We start from the raw sequence: 20,688 nt of genomic DNA, 5'->3' as shown, positions 1-20,688 counted from the left end.
ATGCAGTTCAGTTATATGCTGAAGTGATACACTGCTTTTACGAATTTATCCGCTATATCACTCTGCTTTTCCGATTCCGTATTGCCTTTACCCGCTATAAACGTTTTACTTAGCGCCGTTGTCGATTCATCCCCTGTGAACAGAAGAAAACCAGCTCAAATCACCTGCACGCCAGGCCTTCAGTAAGCATATTGCTCTGTAGTTGTCTGAATTATTGTTAATTTTCCGCGTGCTGTCGGATTCGCAACGTTTAAACACAACTTTCACGCACCACTCGTTACAGGCAATACCGCTTTATGACACATCGTTTAGCTCCAAAAGATATTCTCGCGCTGGGCTTTATGACCTTTGCCCTGTTTGTCGGGGCCGGCAATATTATTTTCCCGCCAATGGTCGGCATTCAGTCCGGTGAACACGTCTGGGTTGCGGCTCTGGGCTTCCTGATTACCGCGGTAGGCTTACCGGTGATTACCGTAGTTGCGCTGGCGCGTGTTGGCGGCGGTATTGATGCGCTGAGTACGCCAATCGGGAAAGCGGCGGGTCTGTTGCTGGCTACGGTCTGCTATCTGGCGGTGGGGCCGCTGTTCGCCACTCCGCGTACTGCAACGGTTTCATTTGAAGTCGGTATTGCGCCAATTACCGGTGACGGTCCGCTGCCGCTGTTTATCTACAGCGTGGTCTACTTTGTGCTGGTGATGGGCATCTCCCTCTATCCGGGCAAACTGCTCGACACTGTCGGCCATATTCTGGCGCCGCTGAAGATTGTTGCGCTGACAGTGCTGGGCCTCGCCGCGCTGATGTGGCCTGCGGGTGGGATTGCGCCTGCCAGCGCGGATTATTCGCGCGCTGCATTCTCCACCGGTTTTGTTAATGGCTATCTGACCATGGATACGCTGGGCGCGCTGGTGTTTGGTATTGTCATCGTTAATGCCGCACGCTCACGTGGCGTCAGTGACAGCCGCCTGCTGACGCGCTACACCATCCTCGCCGGCCTGATTGCCGGCATTGGTCTGACACTGGTCTATCTCAGCCTGTTTAAACTGGGTTCCGGCAGCGCCGGTCTGGTGGATCAGAATGCAAATGGCGCGGCAATTTTACACGCCTATGTGCAGCAGACCTTTGGCGATATGGGCAGCTTCTTCCTTGCTGCGCTGATCTTTGTCGCCTGTATGGTCACCGCGGTGGGCCTGACCTGCGCCTGCGCCGAGTTCTTTGCCCAGTATCTGCCGCTCTCTTATCGCACGCTGGTGTTTATTCTCGGCCTGTTCTCGATGCTGGTCTCCAACCTGGGTCTGAGCCATCTGATTCAGATTTCGATTCCGGTGCTGACCGCCATCTATCCGCCCTGTATTGTGCTGGTGGTATTAAGTTTTACCCTGAGCTGGTGGCATAAAAACAGCCGTATCATTGCCCCGACCATGCTGGTGAGCCTGCTGTTCGGGATTATCGATGCGATTAAGACCACCAACTTTAAAGATATTTTGCCACTCTGGAGCCAGCATCTGCCGCTGGCCGATCAGGGCCTGGCCTGGTTGCCGCCGTCACTGGCGATGCTGATTCTGGCCGCGGTGTATGATCGTGTGCAGGGACGTCAGCAGGTGACAGCGCACCAGCAGTAAGACAGCAGTTTTTTTGTAACCACGGGCTTGCCCGTGGTTTTTTCATTTCCACAGGTGATAAGTCGCTATGCAAGAAACAAACAAGCTCAAACGCGGACTGAGCACACGCCATATCCGTTTTATGGCTTTGGGATCGGCAATTGGCACCGGGCTGTTTTACGGTTCCGCCGATGCGATAAAAATGGCCGGGCCAAGTGTGCTGCTGGCCTACATTATTGGCGGCGCGGTTGCCTATATTATTATGCGCGCGCTGGGTGAAATGTCGGTTAACAATCCGCAAGCCAGTTCGTTTTCGCGCTATGCCCAGGATTATCTCGGCCCGCTGGCGGGCTATATCACCGGCTGGACCTACTGTTTTGAAATCCTGATTGTCGCCATTGCGGATGTCACCGCCTTCGGTATCTATATGGGGGTATGGTTCCCTGATGTGCCGCACTGGATCTGGGTGCTAAGCGTGGTGCTGATTATCGGCGGCATCAATTTGCTCAGCGTCAGGGTGTTTGGTGAGGTGGAGTTCTGGTTCTCGTTCTTTAAAGTCGCCACCATCATTATTATGATCCTTGCCGGTTTTGGCATCATTCTCTGGGGCATTGGCAACGGTGGCCAGCCGACCGGCATCCATAATCTGTGGAGCAATGGCGGTTTCTTTGCGCACGGTATTGTTGGCATGCTGCTGTCGTTGCAGATGGTAATGTTTGCGTATGGCGGCATTGAAATTATCGGCATCACCGCCGGGGAAGCGGAAGATCCGGAGAAGTCGATCCCGCGTGCAATTAACTCGGTGCCACTGCGCATTCTGGTGTTCTACGTCGGCACGCTGTTTGTGATTATGTCGATTTACCCGTGGAACCAGGTCGGTACTTCCGGCAGTCCGTTTGTGCTGACGTTCCAGCATCTGGGAATTGCCGCCGCGGCATCGATCCTTAACTTTGTGGTGATCACCGCGTCACTGTCGGCGATTAACAGCGATGTATTTGGCGTTGGCCGTATGCTGCACGGCATGGCGGAGCAGGGCCATGCACCGAAGATGTTTATGAAGGTATCACGTCGTGGTATTCCATGGGTGACGGTGGTAGTGATGATGCTGGCGATGCTGGTCGCCGTCTATCTGAACTACCTGATGCCGGAAAAAGTGTTCCTGGTGATCGCTTCACTGGCGACCTTTGCCACGGTGTGGGTGTGGATTATGATCCTCTGCTCGCAGATTGCTTTCCGCCGCAAACTGAGCCGCGAAGAGGCAAAAGCGCTGAAGTTCGCGGTGCCGGGTGGTTCGGCTACTGCGATGGTGGGTGTGGCGTTCCTCGTGTTTATTATTGGCCTGATTGGTTACTTCCCGGATACCCGCGTGTCGCTGTATGTTGGTATGGTGTGGATTGTGCTGCTGCTGGCGGGTTATGTGATTAAACAGCGCGTAAGCCGTAAGTAAACACTTACTGGCCGGGTATAAACCCGGCCAGTTGCTATTCTTCCCCGCTGTAATCCACTTTGCTGACCGCCGTTCGATCGATACTGCCTGCGATCCGCTTTATCGCTGCGTCATAAGGGCAGAGCATTCCCACAGCGGTTAACTGGCACCCCTGCAACGTTAACTCCTGCCTGAGTTGTGGATGTCGTACATCAATTGTTTGCAGGGTTCGAATCTGGTCGAGGGTTTGCGCCTGGAAATAGATACGGATAAAACGTTTCCCGCTGCTGCTGTCGCGCCAGCGTTCAAACACCAGACTGCTGGCCGGAGGAATATTACCGCGTGGATAGTTACCCAGCTGCCAGCTGAAATTCAGCATGGTACGCAAATATGAAATATTGGTATCGTGCGCGACATACAGTAACCAGCGTACATCTGGCGGCGCATTGTGCTGTGGCGCAATGCCTTGCTGCAGGGCTTTGCTGATCTGATCCATCAGGATCGAGCCGCCACGCCGGGCGATATAGGGCACGTCACTGGTGAAGTCATACTTTGCCGTCAGCAGCGGCATCAGCGCGGCAATCTCGCTGGCCGAGTGCACCTGACCAAAAGCAACCTGCGCCAGCGGCTGATTTTCACTCCACGCGAGGCGAAAGGTTTCCGCCATATTAGCAAGGGTGCTCAGTCCCGATACGGTAAAACGACCATCATCCTCCTGCTTCACTTGCCAGGGCTGGTCGAATGCCGGGCAAGGTTGCGCTGCCTGACATACCGCCTGTTTCAGACGTGCCGTTTCGGCGGCTAAGCGTTGCTCTGCTGCTGCGACGCTGCCGCCCATGGCGTGCAAAATCGCGGCGCGGGCTTTTGCTGCATCCAGTTTCGCCAGCGCCATTTTATCGCTTTGAAATAGCGGATCGTCTTTCGCCACCATCGAATGTATCGGCACGCCGCAGCCAGGAAATGCACCGTCTGTTAACGCTTTGGCCGTCGCCTTTGTGCGTTGTAGCGGGCTGGCCCAGACAAACAGTGTACCGTTGTCCGGGCAACCGCGAGTAAGCAGGCCATACTGACGATAGTAGCTGCCGTTATACTGGCCTTTAATGACAGCTGCGCTGTAGCCATGGCCGGTAAGTTCGCCATCTGCCGTTAGCCATTGCGGCCACTGGCGCGCGGTGCCGGCTGCCATCGCCTGGGTATTGGAGGGGGTTGGCGGGCGCACACCATGGCGACTGATTTCCACGACCTTCTCTAACACATAGTGTGGTTGCGCGCCGACGCTGGTGCTCAGCAATACAAGTAATCCAGTGAAAAAAAGGCGTAGCGCTGCCGTCTGATTGATCAACATAATCAGTTCCTTAAAAGATAATTAAGCTGTACTGGTCGTTAGTGACTTAACGCGGTTTTTTGTTGTAACTGATGACGACGGGCAACAATTGCGGCGGTAATAAAGCAGAGCAGTGCGGAGGTTATTCCGCTGCTAACCCAAAATACCGACAGGCTGTCAAAGTTATACAGGGTTTTTCCGCCTTCAATGACCGCCGTTTTATCAATAATCACCCCGGTAAGAAATTCCCCCAGTCCTGCGCCGGCATAGCTGGCAATGCCAATGGTGCCTAATGCTGCACCAGCCGCTTTTTTCGATGAGATATCAACGGCGATTAAGCCGCCGAGGAAGCAGGTAAGCGCGCCGATAGTGGCGCCAAAAATCACCATGGCGATAATATCGCTGTAGTAATTACGCGGCAGCCAGATCATCAGCGCAAAACCGGCAGTATTTAGCAGGCTAATAAACCCGGCCATGATACTGCGATTGCGCGGGAATAACCGGTCGGAGAGCCAGCCCGCCAGGATGGTGCCGACAATTCCGGCAATGGCGTTAACGCCAATAATGCCCGATGCCTCCACCGTGCTGTACTGCTTGGCCTGTTGCAGAAAGAAAATACCCCATGAGTTGACCGCGTAGCGATCGATATACATAAATGCGGAGGCCAGCGCCAGCGTCCAGAGTGCCGGGTTACGCAGCGAGAACAGCTGGTTCTTAAACACGGAACCTTCACTTTCCGTCGGCTCCACCGGGTCATTTCGAATAACACCGATCGGTGGATAGCCCGCGCTCTGCGGAGAATCCTGCATAAACAGCAGGATGACCACGATGCCGACAACACCGAGCATGGCGGTGGTAAAGTAGCCAAAGTGCCAGCCAAAACCGGCGATCACCGCGGCAATTACCATATAGGTCACCGCTTCACCGATATTGTGTGCAGTGGACCAGATACCGTAAAAAGTGCCGCGTTCTTTATTCCCATACCAGCGCGCCAGCGACACTACGCAGGGACCGACGCCCATTGACTGCGCCCAGCCGTTAATCCCCCAGAACAGCGTCAGCAGCAGCGCATTGGTCGTAGTGCCCATCATAAAATTCATCCCGGCGCTAATCAGTAAGCCAAGACTCATAAAACGCACCACATTGGCATGGTCGGCAATAAAGCCATTCACTAACTTGCCGATGGCATAACTGAAAAATAGCGCAGAGCCAATCATGCCTAACTCGGTGGGGGAAATACCTATCTCAACCAGCGCGGTTTTAGCTACGGTAAATGACAGGCGACAGACATAGAAGGTGACATAGGCCAGCGTCATCGCCAGGAAGGTTTGCCAGCGTAAAAAAGTGAACTTCTTTTCGTTGAAATGACCGCTGGCCGGTACCGGCCGGGCCGCTTTAAAGAAACCAAATATTCCAGACATGGTGTTAACTCCCGTTTAGCACGGAGGCAGGCTCTTTCTGAATTATGTTGTTCTGATCCCTGAACGGTTTGTGTCTTGCGCACTGTTTTAATGTGTAGAGTACATAATCAGATTGAAAGCGTATCCGCAGTGATGGTTAGGTTAATTTTTGGGTGATCATGGTGGTGAGTTGTGGATAAAGGGTTTTACTGGCCATTAGCAGCGGATTGCCATTCAGCAGGCCATGGTTGGCGAGAAAATCATTGGTGACGCCGCCCGCTTCACGTACCAGCACGATTCCCGGCAGGCTGTCCCAGGCATTCATATGGGGTTCGTAATAGCCAATCAGACGTCCGGCGGCGACCCATGCGGTCATCAGTGCCCCGGAGCCGTTACGAATAAACATCCCGCCTTCATGCAGCAGTGCGCTGATAAAGGGCACAAAGGTTTCCGGCGTTACGCGATGTGAGGTGCCTACCCCCATCACCCCTGCGCGGAGATCCGCGCCGCTGTGCACGCACATTGGCGCATCGTTTACATATGCGCCCTGACCGGCGCGGGCGCGGAACAGTTCACGATGATTAGGGTCGTAAACCACACCAATGACCGGCTCGCCATCGACGACAATACCAATCGATACGCACCAGTTATGCAGGCCGTTCAGAAAGCAGCTGGTGCCATCGATCGGATCGACCACCCAGGTGCAGCGCGCATTTTCATTGCCGCCGCCGCTCTCTTCACCCAGAAAATCATCATCGGGAAAACGCGAACGAATCATACTGCGCGCCAGCTCTTCCACGGTACGATCGGCGATGCTGACCACGTCCTGCAGATCCTGGCCTTTATGCTCGACTTCCAGCTGATTACGTTGCTGATAAAAGCCAAAAGCGCGATTTGCCGCGGCCTGCGCCACTTCACAGGCGAAGTGATAACGCGCGTCGATCTCAAGTGGCGTAAGTGTTTCCATAGTGACCTCATTATTTTTTGCACACGTGTGCATTAAGCGGGCTAAAAAAACGCACAAAGGCGTAACTGGCAGAGATAATGGTATTAATGAAAAATATATTCCGTGATCGTTACCACATAAAACAGATCTTTCATTCAGGCCGACTGGCGGATAATCAGTTGTACCGGGATTGCCATTTGTACCCCAGGGCGCGCAAAGTTCTGGATGCGTTTTATCAATAAATCAACGGCATGGCTGGCCAGCAGATCGGTATCCTGCGCCAGCGTAGTGAGCTGGTAAGCGCCATATGCCGCCTGCGGAATATCATCAAAACCCATCACTTTAATCTGGCCGGAGGGGATTTGCTGCTCACGCAGATAATCAATCACTCCCATCGCCAGCATATCGGTAGCACAGAAAAAAGCATCCAACAGCGGATGGTTTCGCAGCAGTTCTTCCGCCGCATTGCGGCCCGCCTGATAACCAGCTGTCGCGCAGAAAAACGCCACAATCTGCTGCTCAGGTTGAGCCGCGCAAAAAGCCTTGTAGCGCTGCTGCGTACTGAAGTTAGTCGCATTTTCACCGATAAAAGCGATATTTTTCGCGCCCTGAGACCGCAGATGCGCCGCTGCCAGTTGTGCCCCCTGAGCATTATCGCTGGCAACGCGATCGGCTCCCGGCAGTTCCGCATGGCGGTTGATCAGCGTTACCGGGATCTTTTTCGCCAGATACTCTTCCGCCAGCGATAGCGGTGGCGCACCGGAAGTCAGGATCACGCCAGCGACATGATAACTTAACAACTGGCGCAGCGAGGGTTCCAGCTGCTGTGGATCATCGGCGTTCATCAGCAGTGGCATAAAACCCTGTAGCGCCAGATGGTGCACCAGCGGCGCCAGCAGCTTGCTGCGAAACGGGTTATCAAACCCGGCGGTAACAATACCAACAAAGTTACTGCTGCCGGTTATCATGGTGCGGGCAATAATATTGACCTGATAACCGAGTTCGCTGGCGGCGGCCAGCACACGCTGACGCGTTTTATCAGAAACCGATGCGCCGGCAGTAAATGTGCGCGAAACCGCCGAGCGAGAGACACCGGCATGGCGTGCAACATCGGCTGCTGTGACCCAATTTTTATCCGTAGCCATGACGCGCTCCTGAGATTAACTGCTGCAAAGCTTAACCCAGCGCGCGTATTTGTCACATCTCTAATGCAAATGGTTGCCAAGGGCGATAGTGCTGCCAGTGGCGGTGACATGGTGCTTATCAAAATAGATTGGCAAGCCGTTGCTGAAGATCATGCAACCCTGCTGGCTGCACAGATTGTCGGTCAGTCTGACCACGTTGACTCCCAGCGGTTTCCACCAGCCGAGGATATGATTCACTTTCTTATCGGTCAGATGAAAAAATGGCGTGCGATCGATCAGTGCAGGTGTGCCATTCCATTTGCTGATGAGGTTATTTAACGTTTTACGCAATGGAATATGGTGATTATTATAGATTCGTATCGGGTCGAAATCGAAATTGGGTACATCTTCTAAAATGGTCACTTTTTTCTTTGCCGCTAATAACCGCGTAATCATATTATTCATCCCGGTAGTTAGCGCCTGATAATTATCTTCCCCTTGCCCCCCGTCGGCCTGATAGCCATAGCCTGGGAGCGGCGTTATTCCTGCCGACCAGTAGGCGGTGACAATCACTTCATCAATATTCTTACTCATCAGTAACTGCATAACCGAACGATTAAATACCCGACATTGCTCGGCGTGGTCGGGATGGTCAATGGCGACACGGGTGGCGCCAATCAGAAAAGGGCAGGCGGCTTTGGTCAGCTGATACAGCGGTTTTTGTTTATGGCTGGCATAACGTTCGATTGCGGATCTTAATGCGGCGGCATGACTGTCGCCCACCAGAGCAATACTTGCCGCCGTCGATTCAGGCATGCACTGGATATTCTTAGACGGCAGATTAGCACCAAAATCCAGCAGGCAGGGATTATCCTGCGAAATAGCCTTTAGCCTTTCACTATTATTAACCTGTTCACTAAAACGATATTGTAAGCCATTATTCAGCCAGACGGTAAATAATGCGCCTGCTGACAGCGCGCAAATTACCGAATAACTAATAATAATCCTTTTTTGCTGCGGGCTGGCCGCGCGGCGAAAAGGCTGTTCAATCCAGCGCCAGGAAAATATGGCGATTAACAGCGCGACGACGCTCAGGGTCAATCCCTGGGCAGTCGTCAGTGGCGTATCACTAATAATGCGGGCGATGCTGAGCAGCGGCCAGTGCCATAAATACCATGAGTAGGATACCTTGCCGATAAAGCGCATCGGTTTGTTTGCCAGAATCAGCTGATTAATGCGGCCAGCGCTGGCAATCACCAGCACCGCGCCAGCTACCGGCAGTAACGCCAGATAACCGGGGGTTTGACTGCTGCGATCATAAATAAACGCTGCTAACATGATCATCAGCATACCGCTTAGCGACAACAAGTCGCCGCTTCTGCCAGCCAGTGGCTGCCGATTCCAGAGCGCCAGCAGCACACCTGCGCCCAGTTCCCATGCCCGGGTATGCAGCAGGTAAAAGGAGCTTATGCCATCCGCTGGCGTAAGGATAATGCTGGCCAGCAGCGACAGCAGGATAATCACCAGCACTATTTTTTTCGCCGACAGTCTGCGCCAGCTGGCAAAAATCAGGATCACCGGCAGGATAAAATAGAACTGTTCTTCTATGCCTAATGACCAGGTCATTAATAGCGGATTCAGATCCGCAGCAGAGCTGAAATAATCCCATCCATTAAGTAAAGCGATATTAGGCACGGAAAGGAAAACGGCGGTAGCATATTTTGCGTATTCGCGGAACTCAAGAGGGGAAAGTAGCAGGTAACAGATGGCACTGATGCAGAACATCATAAAGAATAGTGCTGGTGCAATACGCAGAATACGTCGCATATAGAAACGATAAAATGAGAATTCGCCACTGGCTATCTCTTTATTGATGATGCCACCGATAAGAAAACCGGAGATAACAAAGAATACGTCAACACCAATAAATCCTCCACTAATGCGGGTGACATCGGAATGAAACAATACCACCAGTAATATCGCAATAGCACGCAGTCCATCAATATCTGGCCGGTAGGGAAACTTCTTTTGCACGGACATAAACTTACCCCTTATCAGGTTATTTTTATTGAATAAGTTTTTTGTTTAATATTGGATCTGTAATGTTAAAAAAGGGATACGTTGTTTTTTACCTTATTCTTTTGGCTGGCCACTGCCAAGTGAAGCGCTGAAAATGAGGATTAATCGCAGGTTTTCAGATAATGTTATATCAACAGTGATAAATAAAAAAACCAATAAAATAGCGGATCTGAATGATGACTTTTGGTTAAAAAAATATTTTTTGTTTCAAAGGGAAGCGGCATTCGCGGAGTGCAGCGTTCAGACAGGGATTTATTTAATCAGGCGAAATAGTGCAGTAAAAAAAAGATAAAAAAAAGCCCGCCGCAGCGAGCTTTTTTTACAATCAGCCTGAATTACAGGTTAATTGCGTTTTCAGACAGGTATTTAGCGACGCCTTCTGGCGATGCGCCCATACCTTCTTTTCCTTTTTCCCACTGTGCCGGGCAAACTTCACCGTGCTCTTCGTGGAATTGCAGTGCGTCAACCATACGCACCATTTCGTCGATGTTACGACCCAGTGGCAGATCGTTCACCACCTGGTGACGTACAACGCCGTTTTTGTCGATCAGGAATGAACCGCGCAGCGCAACGCCTGCGTCTGGATGTTCGATGCCGTAAGCTTTCTGAATTTCGCGCTTAACGTCAGCAACCATCGCGTATTTAACTTCGCCGATGCCGCCTTTATCAACCGGAGTTTTACGCCATGCGTTATGCACAAACTCAGAGTCGAAGGAAACACCAACAACTTCAACGCCACGCTTCTGGAACTCTTCGTAACGCTTGTCAAAAGCAATCAGCTCAGACGGGCATACAAAGGTGAAGTCCATTGGCCAAAAGAACACAACGGTGGCTTTACCAGCGGTGTGTTTTTTAAAGTTGAAGTTTTCTACGATTTCGCCGCTGCCAAGAACAGCTGCTGCAGTAAAATCAGGGGCTTGACGAGTTACCAGGACCATGTTCACTCCTGTAAAAGTGTGAGATTAATGTGATTTGACGCCAGCAAGTATAGAGGCTTGATGCCATCGCGAACCAGTGCATAGCACCGATTACTCAGATAGGCTGTGCCTATCGAAAACAGAAAATAATTAAGGCGTGCTCATACAATAGCCCTTTTTGCCAAAAGGGCAAGCATCAGGTTATATCAGGCTAATTTACAGCTGCTGCGCAGCGGCTTGCTGCATCATGCGCGGGTAAAACTGCCAGAACAGTGTGGCAAACTGATGATAATTCATGATGAAATCTTCGTAGGAGTCACTGAGCGCCGCCAGCCGTGGGCGACGCGCCGCCATTCCGCGCAAGACATTTTCTAAGTAGTGCGCCTCGGCGTATTTCTCCATCCAGCGCTCGCTCCATAAGTAACGGTTAAGATTCTGGAACCGCTCCGGGGTAGCGAGTAATTCGGGCTGGATCACAGATTGCGCCTGGGCTAAAAAAGCTGGCAAGGAAATTTCCGGCTGCACCTGCTGCCAGTGTCGGGCGAGAAAATGATCCCAGATAACATCAAGGGTAATCGGCGCCACACGGTAGGTTTCAGGGCGGAAAAATTGCCGGGCGGCGCGCACTTCAGGCAGCGAATCAGTCATCACGTCAATACGGCGATGCAGCGCGATGCCATTGGCCACCGCTGGCGGCCATTCATTATGCGGATTACCGCGGACAAAATCCGCCATCAGGTTGCCCAGTAGCGAACTGTCGGCCAGTGAGGCCAGATGAAGGTGTGCAAGGAAGTTCATGGCGGGCAGTATAACCATTTTGCTAACCATTAACAGGGGCGGCGAAAACACCGCCCCTACAAAATCCTCTAAAGGTCGCGTTCGCGCGACCCGCAACCAGTTGTTTAGAATTCAGGGCTTTTCGGCTAGACTATGCCGCCTGTTTCATACCTGAAGATGTTTACCATGCGCGTTGCCGATTTTTCTTTTGAGTTACCTGAATCTTTGATTGCCCATTACCCGCAGCCACAACGTAGCGGCTGTCGTCTGCTCTCTCTTGACGGGCCGAGCGGCGAACTGAACCATGGCGTGTTCACCGATTTACTGAGCAAACTCAATGCGGGCGACCTGCTGGTATTCAATAATACCCGGGTGATCCCGGCGCGTGTCTTCGGGCGTAAAGCCAGCGGCGGTAAAATCGAAGTGCTGGTTGAGCGTATGCTCGATGACAAGCGTGTGCTGGCTCATGTGCGCGCTTCCAAAGCGCCGAAGCCTGGCGCTGAACTACTGCTGGGTGAAGATGAAAGTGTCAAAGCTACGATGGTGGCGCGCCATGATGCACTGTTTGAGATTGCGTTTGACGATGAGCGCGCGGTGCTGGATATCCTGAACGCCGTCGGCCATATGCCGCTGCCGCCATATATCGATCGCCCGGATGAAGATGCCGACCGCGAGCTGTATCAGACGGTCTACAGTCAGCGCCCAGGTGCAGTCGCCGCGCCGACCGCCGGTCTGCACTTTGATGAACCGCTGCTGGACGCGCTGCGTGAGAAGGGCGTGGAGATGGCGTTTGTCACGCTGCATGTCGGCGCCGGCACTTTCCAGCCGGTGCGCGTTGACAGCATCGAAGACCATATTATGCATGCGGAGTACGCCGAAGTGCCGCAAGAGGTTGTCGATGCGGTGCTGGCCTGTAAAGCGCGCGGTAATCGCGTGGTGGCGGTCGGTACCACCTCGGTGCGCTCGCTGGAGAGCGCAGCGCAGGCCTGTCAGGATGCACTGATTGCGCCATTCTTCGATGACACCAAAATCTTTATCTATCCAGGCTATCACTATCAGGTGATTGATGCGCTGGTGACCAACTTCCACTTGCCGGAATCGACGCTGATTATGCTGGTTTCTGCCTTTGCCGGTTACCGTCATACCATGCATGCCTATCAGCAGGCGGTGGCGGAGCAGTACCGTTTCTTTAGTTATGGCGATGCGATGTTTATCAGCCGTAACCCTGAAGCCGAACAGGAAGTGGTCGGCAACTAATTGTACGCCGCCGGGATGCGCCTGGCGGCAAGGTTAATCGCGCACTGCGCGATGTTTAGCGCCAGCAGACTGTTTCTCTGCTGGTTCGGAGAGCAATGTGAAGTTTGAACTTGATACTACTGACGGACGCGCGCGCCGTGGCCGTCTGGTGTTTGATCGTGGCGTGGTCGAGACGCCTGCTTTTATGCCGGTCGGGACGTACGGCACGGTAAAAGGCATGACGCCGGAAGAAGTGCAGGAGACCGGCGCGCAGATTATTCTTGGCAATACCTTCCACCTCTGGCTGCGTCCGGGGCAGGAGATCATGAAGCTGCATGGCGATTTGCATGATTTTATGCAGTGGAAAGGGCCGATTCTCACCGATTCCGGCGGCTTCCAGGTGTTCAGCCTTGGCGCGATGAGCAAGATCACCGAAGCCGGCGTGCATTTCCGCAACCCAATCAATGGCGATGCGATTTTCCTCGATCCGGAAAAATCGATGGAGATTCAGTACGATCTCGGCTCCGATATCGTGATGATCTTCGACGAATGTACGCCATACCCGGCCGACTGGGATTATGCGAAACGTTCGATGGAGATGTCACTGCGCTGGGCGCGCCGCAGTCGCGATCGCTTTGATTCTCTGGGCAATAAAAATGCGCTGTTCGGCATTATCCAGGGCAGTGTTTACGAAGATTTACGTGATGTCTCGGTCAAAGGGCTGGTAGAGATCGGCTTTGATGGGTACGCTGTGGGCGGCCTGGCGGTCGGTGAGCCGAAAGAAGATATGCACCGCATTCTCGAGCATGTCTGTCCGCAGATCCCGGCGGATAAACCACGTTACCTGATGGGCGTCGGCAAGCCAGAAGATCTGGTGGAAGGCGTGCGTCGCGGCGTTGATATGTTCGACTGTGTAATGCCGACACGTAACGCGCGTAACGGCCATCTGTTTGTGACCGATGGCATCGTAAAAATCCGCAATGCGAAGTATAAAGCGGACACCACGTCGCTGGATGCGCAATGTGATTGTTACACCTGTCGCAATTACAGTCGCGCCTACTTGCATCATCTCGACCGTTGTAACGAAATATTAGGCGCGCGTCTGAATACCATTCATAACCTGCGCTATTACCAGCGCCTGATGGCGGGTTTACGCCAGGCTATCGAAGAGGGTAAATTAGAGCACTTTGTTACCGAGTTCTATGAACAGAAGGGCAAGGCAGTTCCGCCTTTAACCGTCTGATAATTAAATAATGAGGGAAATTTAATGAGCTTTTTCATTTCTGACGCAGTAGCAGCAGCTGGCGCGCCGTCTCAGTCAAGTCCTTACTCTCTGGTGATCATGCTGGTGGTGTTTGGTCTGATTTTCTACTTTATGATCCTGCGCCCGCAGCAGAAGCGTGCGAAAGAGCACAAGAAGCTGATGGATTCCATCGCCAAAGGTGATGAAGTGCTGACCACCGGTGGTCTGGTTGGTCGTGTGACCAAAGTGGCTGAAACCGGTTATGTAGCAATTGCGCTGAACGATACGACGGAAGTTGTGGTCAAACGTGATTTCGTGGCTGCCGTTCTGCCGAAAGGTACGATGAAGGCGCTGTAATTTTAGTTTTTCCCTAAGGGAACTGCCGTGTTAAACCGTTATCCTTTGTGGAAGTACATCATGCTGGTCGTCGTGATCCTCGTCGGCCTGTTGTACGCACTTCCCAACCTTTATGGTGAGGATCCGGCTGTTCAGGTCACTGGTGCGCGCGGTGTCGCCGCCAGTGAACAAACGCTGGGTCAGATCCAGGAAGCATTAAAACAAGACAATATCCAGAGCAAATCGATTGCGCTGGAAAATGGTGCCATTATGGCGCGTTTTGCCAACGGCGATGTGCAGCTGCGCGCCCGTGAAGCAATTATGAAGGTTCTTGGCGAGAATTACGTTGTCGCACTTAACCTCGCACCAGCAACGCCAACCTGGTTGAGCATGCTGGCGGCCGAACCGATGAAACTCGGTCTCGACCTGCGTGGTGGTGTTCACTTCCTGATGGAAGTCGACATGGATACCGCGCTGGGTAAACTGCAAGAGCAGAATACCGATAGCCTGCGTAGCGACCTGCGTGACAAATCTATTCCTTACACTAACGTGGTTAAAATCGCTAACTACGGTGTTGAAGTGCGTTTCCGTGACGCTTCTGCCCGTGACAATGCGGTGAGTTATTTATCCAGCCGTCATCGCGATCTGGTTATCAGCAGCAGCGGCAGCAATGCGTTGCGTGCGGTCATGAGCGACGAACGTCTGCGTGAAGCGCGTGAGTATGCGGTTCAGCAGAACATCACCATCTTACGTAACCGTGTCAATCAGCTGGGCGTGGCCGAGCCGCTGGTGCAGCGTCAGGGAACTGACCGTATCGTGGTTGAGCTGCCAGGTATCCAGGATACGGCGCGTGCGAAAGAGATTCTGGGCGCAACCGCCACGCTGGAATTCCGTCTGGTTAATACTACTGTCGATCAGTCTGCGGCAGCCAGTGGCCGTGTACCAGGTGATTCGGAAGTGAAAAACACCCGTGAAGGCCAGCCTGTCGTGCTGTACAAGCGTGTGATCCTGACCGGCGACCATATTACCGATTCCACTTCCAGTACCGATGAGTACAACCAGGCGCAGGTGAATATTTCACTGGATGGCGCAGGTGGTAACCTGATGTCCAACTTCACCAAGGACAATATCGGTAAACCAATGGCGACGCTGTTTGTTGAGTATAAAGACAGCGGTAAGAAAGATGCCAACGGTCGCGCGATTCTGGCGAAGCAGGAAGAGGTGATTAACGTTGCGAATATCCAGTCGCGTCTGGGTAACAGCTTCCGTATTACCGGCATCAGCAATCCGAATGAAGCCCGTCAGCTGTCGTTGCTGCTGCGTGCCGGTGCGTTGATTGCGCCAATCCAGATTGTTGAAGAGCGCACCATTGGTCCAACCATGGGGGCACAGAACATCACTCAGGGTCTGGAAGCTTGCCTGTGGGGTCTGTTCGCTTCTGTCCTCTTTATGCTGGTGTTCTATAAGAAGTTCGGCATCATCGCCACCAGTGCGCTGCTGGTGAACCTGGTGCTGATTGTTGGCATTATGTCGCTGTTGCCTGGCGCGACGCTCACCATGCCGGGTATTGCTGGTATTGTGCTGACGCTCGCGGTAGCAGTGGATGCGAACGTACTGATTAACGAACGTATTAAAGAAGAGTTGCGTAACGGGCGCTCGGTGCAGCAGGCGATTCATGAAGGTTATAAAGGCGCCTTCTCCAGTATCGTCGATGCGAACGTCACCACGCTGATTAAAGTTATCATTCTTTATGCGGTCGGTACCGGTTCAATTAAAGGCTTTGCGATCACCACCGCGATTGGTATTGCAACCTCCATGTTTACCGCTATCGTCGGCACCCGTGCCATCGTTAACCTGGTGTACGGCGGCAAACGCATCAACAAGCTGTCTATCTGAGGAGTGCGTTGTGGCACAGGAATATAGTATTGAGCAGTTGAACCACGGGCGTAAAGTTATCGACTTTATGCGCTGGGACAAACTGGCCTTTATCATCTCCGGCCTGCTGATTCTGGCGGCCGTAGTCATCGTCGGTGTGAAGGGCTTTAACTGGGGTCTCGACTTTACCGGCGGGACGGTGATTGAGATCAACCTGGAGAAACCGGCCGAGCTGGATACCCTGCGTGAAGCGCTGGTGACCGCTGGCTTCCAGGAGCCGCTGGTGCAGAACTTTGGCAGCAGCCGTGATGTGATGGTGCGTATGGCGCCGATTGAGGGGCCTGCGGGGCAGGAGCTGGGTAACAAAGTGATCACGGTCATTAACCAGACTGCCCAGCAAAACGCCACCGTGAAGCGTATCGAGTTCGTGGGGCCAACCGTCGGTAGCGATCTGGCGCAGGCGGGGGCGATGGCGCTGCTGTCAGCTCTGATTGCGATTCTGATCTATATCGGTTTTCGTTTTGAGTGGCGTCTGGCGCTGGGCACCGTTCTGGCGCTGGCGCATGACGTTATCATCACCTGCGGTCTGTTGGCGCTGTTCGGCATCGAGATCGACCTGACAATTGTCGCGTCGCTGATGTCGGTGATTGGTTACTCGCTTAACGATAAGATTGTGGTTTCCGACCGTATTCGTGAGAACTTCCGCAAGATCCGCCGCGGTAACTCTTACGAAATTACGAACGTGTCACTGACTCAGACGCTGAGCCGTACCTTGATCACCTCAATCACCACGCTGGTGATGATTCTGATCCTGTTTATCTTTGGTGGCGCGCTGCTGAAAGGCTTCTCGCTGACCATGCTGATTGGTGTGGCTATTGGTACGATTTCTTCCATCTATGTTTCTTCCGCACTGGCGTTGAAACTGGGGATGAAACGTGAGCACCTGTTGCAGCAGAAAGTGGAAAAAGAGGGCGCAGATCAGCCTTCGATTCTGCCTTAAGCCATTGACAGCGGGAGCCGGTAACGGCTCCCCTACGGAGGGGCAGCGTTTTCGCCGCCCCTTTTTTTATTTGCCTGTAATCTGTTGCGGCACAATATCATGTACGCGCACATAACCCAGCTGTTCCGGCTGAATCCCACTTAAGCGCAGGGATATCGTGGTTTCGGCTTTTGGCAGCAGCGAGGAGGGTAGCTCAATGCTCTGCGACTGGCGGTCAGCGGGTAGCGGTTTACCGGTGATCGGGTCCAGTTCACCCCATTCAATTAACGCCGTTAGCGGCACCAGCGGCTGTTCTCCGGCGGCACGGATATGCAGCAGCGCGCGGGTGCCATTGGCTTCAGCTTCGACATGGCTTAACGATAAGCGCAGCTCACCGACATTGCTTTGCAGCAATACGGCGGTGTTGGCATTCGGCAGCAGCCAGGCTCCCTGTGGTGCACCACTATTTAACTGATTTTGCTGTTCAAGCACTGTGGCCTGAGCGGTCAGCTGACGCATCTGCTGATTTAATTTTCCGACTTCGTTATGCAGCTTATCCACCGCGGGTGGCTTTGGCGCGGCGCAACCTGACAGCAGCAGCACTGATGTCAGCATACTAATGGTGAAAACTGTGGTCTTTTTCATATGTTTAGCTCCCTGCACTGAGATAAAAACAGTGTGACTGCCTTATAGCGTTAAGCATAGCGGAAATTATCGCTAAGCCGTTGAAGCGTGCCGCGTAATTGGCATTTGTGGCTAACTTCAGTGAAAGATTCGGAATGCCACAGGCGGTTATTTTGTTAACCGGCACTTCGCGCTACACTGTTGACCAATTTCGTGAATATCAGGAAGCGTCATGCATTGCCCATTCTGTTCTGCAGTGGATACCAAAGTGATTGACTCCCGTCTGGTCGGTGAGGGCACCTCGGTGCGTCGCCGCCGCCAGTGTCTGGTCTGTCACGAGCGTTTTACCACTTTTGAAGTGGCAGAGCTGGTGATGCCGCGGGTGGTGAAAAGCAATGATATCCGTGAACCTTTTAACGAAGATAAGCTGACCAGCGGCCTGATGAAGGCGCTGGAGAAACGTCCGGTGAATTCCGACGACGTGGAAAATGCTATCAGCCATATCAAAACCCAGCTGCGTGCTACCGGTGAACGTGAAGTACCGAGCAAAATGATCGGTAACCTGGTGATGGACGAGCTGAAGAAGCTGGATAAAGTGGCCTATATTCGTTTTGCCTCGGTTTATCGCAGTTTTGAAGATATCCGGGAATTTGGCGAAGAGATCGCCCGACTACAGGATTAGACCATGCGCGATGAATTCTATATGGCCCGTGCGCTGGAGCTGGCGCGTCGTGGGCTGTTTACCACCACGCCGAATCCGAACGTCGGCTGCGTCATTGTGCGCGACGATAAGATTGTCGGTGAAGGCTGGCACCAGCGTGCCGGTGAACCGCACGCGGAAGTGCATGCGCTGCGGATGGCCGGTGAGCAGGCGAAGGGTGCCACCGCTTATGTCACGCTGGAGCCTTGCAGCCATTTTGGCCGCACGCCGCCCTGTTGCGATGCGCTGATTAACGCTGGCGTGCAGCGGGTGGTGGCCGCGATGCAGGATCCCAATCCTGAAGTCGCCGGACGGGGACTGTATCGTTTACAACAGGCCGGAATTGAGGTCAGTCATAGCCTGATGATGGATGAAGCCGAAGCGATTAATCGCGGCTTTTTAAAACGGATGCGCACCGGCTTTCCCTGGGTGCAGCTGAAACTTGGCGCTTCGCTTGATGGCCGCACCGCGATGGCCAGTGGCGAAAGCCAGTGGATCACTTCGCCGCAGGCGCGTCGTGACGTGCAACGTCTGCGTGCGCAAAGCTCGGCAATTCTCAGCAGCAGCGCCACGGTGCTGGCGGATGATCCTGCGCTGACGGTACGCTGGGCGGAGCTGGACAGCGCCAGCCAGGCGGCGTATGCGCAAGCGGATTTACGCCAGCCAATGCGGGTGATTATTGACAGTCAGAACCGCGTCACACCGCAGCATCGTCTGGTTAGCCAGCCCGGCAGCACTATTCTGGCGCGCCTGCAGGCGGATGGATTGAGCTGGCCGGAAGGCGTCGAGCAGCTGAAAGTCCCGGCCATCGATCAGCAGCTGGACCTGGTGTCGTTGCTGATGCTGCTGGGCAAACGCCAGCTAAACACCCTGTGGGTGGAAGCGGGCGCCAGCCTGGCGGGTGCACTGTTACGCGCCGGAGTGGTTGATGAAGTCATTATTTACCTCGCGCCGAAATTATTGGGCGACAGCGCCCGTGGCCTTTGCCAGCTGCCGGGATTAACGCAACTGGCTGATGCACCAGAGTTTTCTTTTAGCGATGTGCGTCAGGTTGGGCCAGACTTACGTCTGACATTGACCCCTCGCTAGCGGCCTGCGGAAAAGCGGAAGCAGACCGACAAAGAGTATGATAGAATCCGCCCCCCTGCGGGGCCAAACAGAACCCTGAAAGGACGAATATGAAGATTATTGAAGCTGCAGTTGCCACTCCTGATGCGCGCGTTGCCATTGTTATTGCGCGCTTTAACAACTTCATCAACGAAAGCCTGCTGAGCGGCGCCATCGACGCGCTGAAGCGTATCGGCCAGGTAAAAGATGAAAACATCACTGTTGTCTGGGTTCCGGGTGCTTACGAGTTACCTATGACTGCGCGTGCGCTGGCTAAAGCCGGTAAACACGACACGGTTATCGCCCTTGGCACTGTGATCCGTGGCGGCACTGCGCACTTCGAATATGTTGCTGGTGAAGCAAGCTCTGGTCTGGCGAATGTTGCAATGAACAGCGACATTCCGGTGGCCTTCGGCGTTCTGACGACCGAAAACATCGAACAGGCCATTGAGCGTGCGGGCACCAAAGCGGGTAACAAAGGCGCAGAAGCGGCGCTGACTGCACTCGAAATGATTAATGTATTGAAAGCCATCAAAGCCTGATTTTTTTTGGAAGGGGAATTTTGTGAAACCTGCTGCACGTCGTCGTGCCCGTGAGTGCGCTGTCCAGGCGATTTACTCCTGGCAGCTGTCGAAAAACGACATCGCTGATGTTGAATACCAGTTTCTGGCGGAACAAGACGTCAAAGACGTTGATATTAACTATTTCCGTGAGTTAGTGGGCGGCGTTGCGACCAACAGCGCATACCTCGACGGTCTGATGAAGCCTTATCTGTCGCGTCAGCTTGAAGAGCTGGGCCAGATTGAAAGAGCCATCCTGCGTATTTCGCTGTTTGAACTGAGCAAGCGTGCTGATGTGCCGTATAAAGTGGCCATCAATGAAGGTATCGAACTGGCGAAAGTATTTGGTGCTGATGACAGCCACAAATTCGTCAATGGCGTACTGGATAAAGCCGGTCCTTATATTCGCCCGAACAAAAAATAATCACCTCAGGCCG

General features: G+C 53.3%; 19 protein-coding genes. 11 read left to right on the top strand and 8 right to left on the bottom strand.

The window, feature by feature from the left end:
• Positions 1 to 296 precede the first annotated feature (296 nt).
• Together brnQ and proY are read left to right on the top strand one after the other, a co-directional pair.
• Positions 297 to 1,619, top strand: coding sequence for a branched-chain amino acid transporter carrier protein BrnQ (brnQ, locus tag N5923_RS01265; protein ID WP_267141461.1), 1,323 nt, complete (start codon positions 297 to 299; stop codon positions 1,617 to 1,619).
• A 67-nt stretch (positions 1,620 to 1,686) separates the two neighbouring features.
• Positions 1,687 to 3,045 (top strand): proline-specific permease ProY, encoded by a 1,359-nt coding sequence (proY, locus tag N5923_RS01260; protein ID WP_267141460.1) that lies wholly within the window; start codon positions 1,687 to 1,689, stop codon positions 3,043 to 3,045.
• A 34-nt stretch (positions 3,046 to 3,079) separates the two neighbouring features.
• Here proY and N5923_RS01255 read toward each other — a convergent pair whose 3' ends face one another.
• From N5923_RS01255 to N5923_RS01225, 7 genes are all read right to left on the bottom strand, one after another.
• Positions 3,080 to 4,369 carry a histidine-type phosphatase gene (locus tag N5923_RS01255; RefSeq protein WP_267141459.1) on the bottom strand — a complete coding sequence of 430 codons (1,290 nt, stop codon included), beginning with the start codon at positions 4,367 to 4,369 and terminating at the stop codon, positions 3,080 to 3,082.
• Positions 4,370 to 4,407: 38 nt separating this feature from the next.
• The gene (locus N5923_RS01250; protein ID WP_267141458.1) at positions 4,408 to 5,769 is read right to left on the bottom strand and encodes an MFS transporter; all 1,362 of its coding nucleotides are present in this window, start codon (positions 5,767 to 5,769) and stop codon (positions 4,408 to 4,410) included.
• Positions 5,770 to 5,905: 136 nt separating this feature from the next.
• Positions 5,906 to 6,715 (bottom strand): inositol monophosphatase family protein, encoded by an 810-nt coding sequence (locus N5923_RS01245; RefSeq protein WP_267141457.1) that lies wholly within the window; start codon positions 6,713 to 6,715, stop codon positions 5,906 to 5,908.
• Positions 6,716 to 6,849: 134 nt separating this feature from the next.
• Entirely contained in the window at positions 6,850 to 7,839 is a 990-nt protein-coding gene (locus N5923_RS01240) for a LacI family DNA-binding transcriptional regulator (protein ID WP_267141456.1), read from the bottom strand.
• Between the two features lie 60 nt (positions 7,840 to 7,899).
• Positions 7,900 to 9,858 (bottom strand): acyltransferase family protein, encoded by a 1,959-nt coding sequence (locus tag N5923_RS01235; RefSeq protein ID WP_267141455.1) that lies wholly within the window; start codon positions 9,856 to 9,858, stop codon positions 7,900 to 7,902.
• 374 nt (positions 9,859 to 10,232) lie between these two features.
• On the bottom strand, positions 10,233 to 10,835 hold the full coding sequence (locus N5923_RS01230) for a peroxiredoxin C (protein WP_017800905.1): 603 nt from the start codon (positions 10,833 to 10,835) through the stop codon (positions 10,233 to 10,235).
• Positions 10,836 to 11,030: 195 nt separating this feature from the next.
• Positions 11,031 to 11,612, bottom strand: coding sequence for an ACP phosphodiesterase (locus N5923_RS01225; protein ID WP_267141491.1), 582 nt, complete (start codon positions 11,610 to 11,612; stop codon positions 11,031 to 11,033).
• A gap of 165 nt (positions 11,613 to 11,777) precedes the next feature.
• Here N5923_RS01225 and queA point away from each other — a divergent pair, with 165 nt between their 5' ends.
• The 5 genes from queA (at position 11,778) to secF (ending at position 17,281) form a co-directional block, all read left to right on the top strand.
• The gene (gene queA, locus N5923_RS01220) at positions 11,778 to 12,848 is read left to right on the top strand and encodes a tRNA preQ1(34) S-adenosylmethionine ribosyltransferase-isomerase QueA (RefSeq protein ID WP_267141454.1); all 1,071 of its coding nucleotides are present in this window, start codon (positions 11,778 to 11,780) and stop codon (positions 12,846 to 12,848) included.
• 97 nt (positions 12,849 to 12,945) lie between these two features.
• Entirely contained in the window at positions 12,946 to 14,070 is a 1,125-nt protein-coding gene (tgt, locus tag N5923_RS01215) for a tRNA guanosine(34) transglycosylase Tgt (protein WP_267141453.1), read from the top strand.
• A gap of 24 nt (positions 14,071 to 14,094) precedes the next feature.
• Entirely contained in the window at positions 14,095 to 14,427 is a 333-nt protein-coding gene (gene yajC, locus N5923_RS01210) for a preprotein translocase subunit YajC (protein WP_017800909.1), read from the top strand.
• Between the two features lie 27 nt (positions 14,428 to 14,454).
• Positions 14,455 to 16,302, top strand: coding sequence for a protein translocase subunit SecD (secD, locus tag N5923_RS01205; protein ID WP_267141452.1), 1,848 nt, complete (start codon positions 14,455 to 14,457; stop codon positions 16,300 to 16,302).
• Positions 16,303 to 16,312: 10 nt separating this feature from the next.
• Positions 16,313 to 17,281, top strand: a complete 969-nt coding sequence (secF, locus tag N5923_RS01200; protein WP_267141451.1) for a protein translocase subunit SecF — start codon at positions 16,313 to 16,315, stop codon at positions 17,279 to 17,281.
• Positions 17,282 to 17,347: 66 nt separating this feature from the next.
• Here secF and N5923_RS01195 read toward each other — a convergent pair whose 3' ends face one another.
• Complete coding sequence (locus N5923_RS01195) at positions 17,348 to 17,905, bottom strand: SadB/YajI family lipoprotein (RefSeq protein ID WP_267141450.1); 558 nt, start codon at positions 17,903 to 17,905, stop codon at positions 17,348 to 17,350.
• A gap of 211 nt (positions 17,906 to 18,116) precedes the next feature.
• Between N5923_RS01195 and nrdR the strand changes: the two genes are divergently transcribed.
• The 4 genes from nrdR (at position 18,117) to nusB (ending at position 20,675) form a co-directional block, all read left to right on the top strand.
• A complete protein-coding gene (gene nrdR, locus N5923_RS01190) occupies positions 18,117 to 18,566 on the top strand; it encodes a transcriptional regulator NrdR (protein ID WP_026111667.1) in 450 nt (149 codons plus the stop codon).
• A 3-nt stretch (positions 18,567 to 18,569) separates the two neighbouring features.
• Positions 18,570 to 19,673, top strand: coding sequence for a bifunctional diaminohydroxyphosphoribosylaminopyrimidine deaminase/5-amino-6-(5-phosphoribosylamino)uracil reductase RibD (gene ribD, locus N5923_RS01185; protein ID WP_267141449.1), 1,104 nt, complete (start codon positions 18,570 to 18,572; stop codon positions 19,671 to 19,673).
• An 89-nt stretch (positions 19,674 to 19,762) separates the two neighbouring features.
• Positions 19,763 to 20,233 (top strand): 6,7-dimethyl-8-ribityllumazine synthase, encoded by a 471-nt coding sequence (gene ribH, locus N5923_RS01180; RefSeq protein ID WP_267141448.1) that lies wholly within the window; start codon positions 19,763 to 19,765, stop codon positions 20,231 to 20,233.
• Between the two features lie 22 nt (positions 20,234 to 20,255).
• On the top strand, positions 20,256 to 20,675 hold the full coding sequence (gene nusB, locus N5923_RS01175) for a transcription antitermination factor NusB (RefSeq protein WP_017800916.1): 420 nt from the start codon (positions 20,256 to 20,258) through the stop codon (positions 20,673 to 20,675).
• Positions 20,676 to 20,688: the final 13 nt, after the last annotated feature.

This window comes from Winslowiella arboricola, from assembly GCF_025527015.1.
Taxonomy (GTDB): domain Bacteria; phylum Pseudomonadota; class Gammaproteobacteria; order Enterobacterales; family Enterobacteriaceae; genus Erwinia; species Erwinia arboricola.
The sequence above is the reverse complement of the archived record's forward strand: the minus strand, read 5'-3'. Positions and strand labels throughout refer to the sequence as shown.

Bases quoted from the DNA above. Each gene is read 5' to 3' on its own strand.
- proY (WP_267141460.1), top strand. From the start codon at position 1,687: ATGCAAGAAACAAACAAGCTCAAACGCGGACTGAGCACACGCCATATC.
- N5923_RS01225 (WP_267141491.1), bottom strand. From the start codon at position 11,612: ATGAACTTCCTTGCACACCTTCATCTGGCCTCACTGGCCGACAGTTCG.
- yajC (WP_017800909.1), top strand. From the start codon at position 14,095: ATGAGCTTTTTCATTTCTGACGCAGTAGCAGCAGCTGGCGCGCCGTCT.
- N5923_RS01195 (WP_267141450.1), bottom strand. From the start codon at position 17,905: ATGAAAAAGACCACAGTTTTCACCATTAGTATGCTGACATCAGTGCTG.
- queA (WP_267141454.1), top strand. From the start codon at position 11,778: ATGCGCGTTGCCGATTTTTCTTTTGAGTTACCTGAATCTTTGATTGCC.
- ribH (WP_267141448.1), top strand. From the start codon at position 19,763: ATGAAGATTATTGAAGCTGCAGTTGCCACTCCTGATGCGCGCGTTGCC.
- brnQ (WP_267141461.1), top strand. From the start codon at position 297: ATGACACATCGTTTAGCTCCAAAAGATATTCTCGCGCTGGGCTTTATG.
- N5923_RS01230 (WP_017800905.1), bottom strand. From the start codon at position 10,835: ATGGTCCTGGTAACTCGTCAAGCCCCTGATTTTACTGCAGCAGCTGTT.
- nrdR (WP_026111667.1), top strand. From the start codon at position 18,117: ATGCATTGCCCATTCTGTTCTGCAGTGGATACCAAAGTGATTGACTCC.
- N5923_RS01250 (WP_267141458.1), bottom strand. From the start codon at position 5,769: ATGTCTGGAATATTTGGTTTCTTTAAAGCGGCCCGGCCGGTACCGGCC.
- N5923_RS01245 (WP_267141457.1), bottom strand. From the start codon at position 6,715: ATGGAAACACTTACGCCACTTGAGATCGACGCGCGTTATCACTTCGCC.
- N5923_RS01235 (WP_267141455.1), bottom strand. From the start codon at position 9,858: ATGTCCGTGCAAAAGAAGTTTCCCTACCGGCCAGATATTGATGGACTG.
- ribD (WP_267141449.1), top strand. From the start codon at position 18,570: ATGCGCGATGAATTCTATATGGCCCGTGCGCTGGAGCTGGCGCGTCGT.
- N5923_RS01255 (WP_267141459.1), bottom strand. From the start codon at position 4,369: ATGTTGATCAATCAGACGGCAGCGCTACGCCTTTTTTTCACTGGATTA.
- N5923_RS01240 (WP_267141456.1), bottom strand. From the start codon at position 7,839: ATGGCTACGGATAAAAATTGGGTCACAGCAGCCGATGTTGCACGCCAT.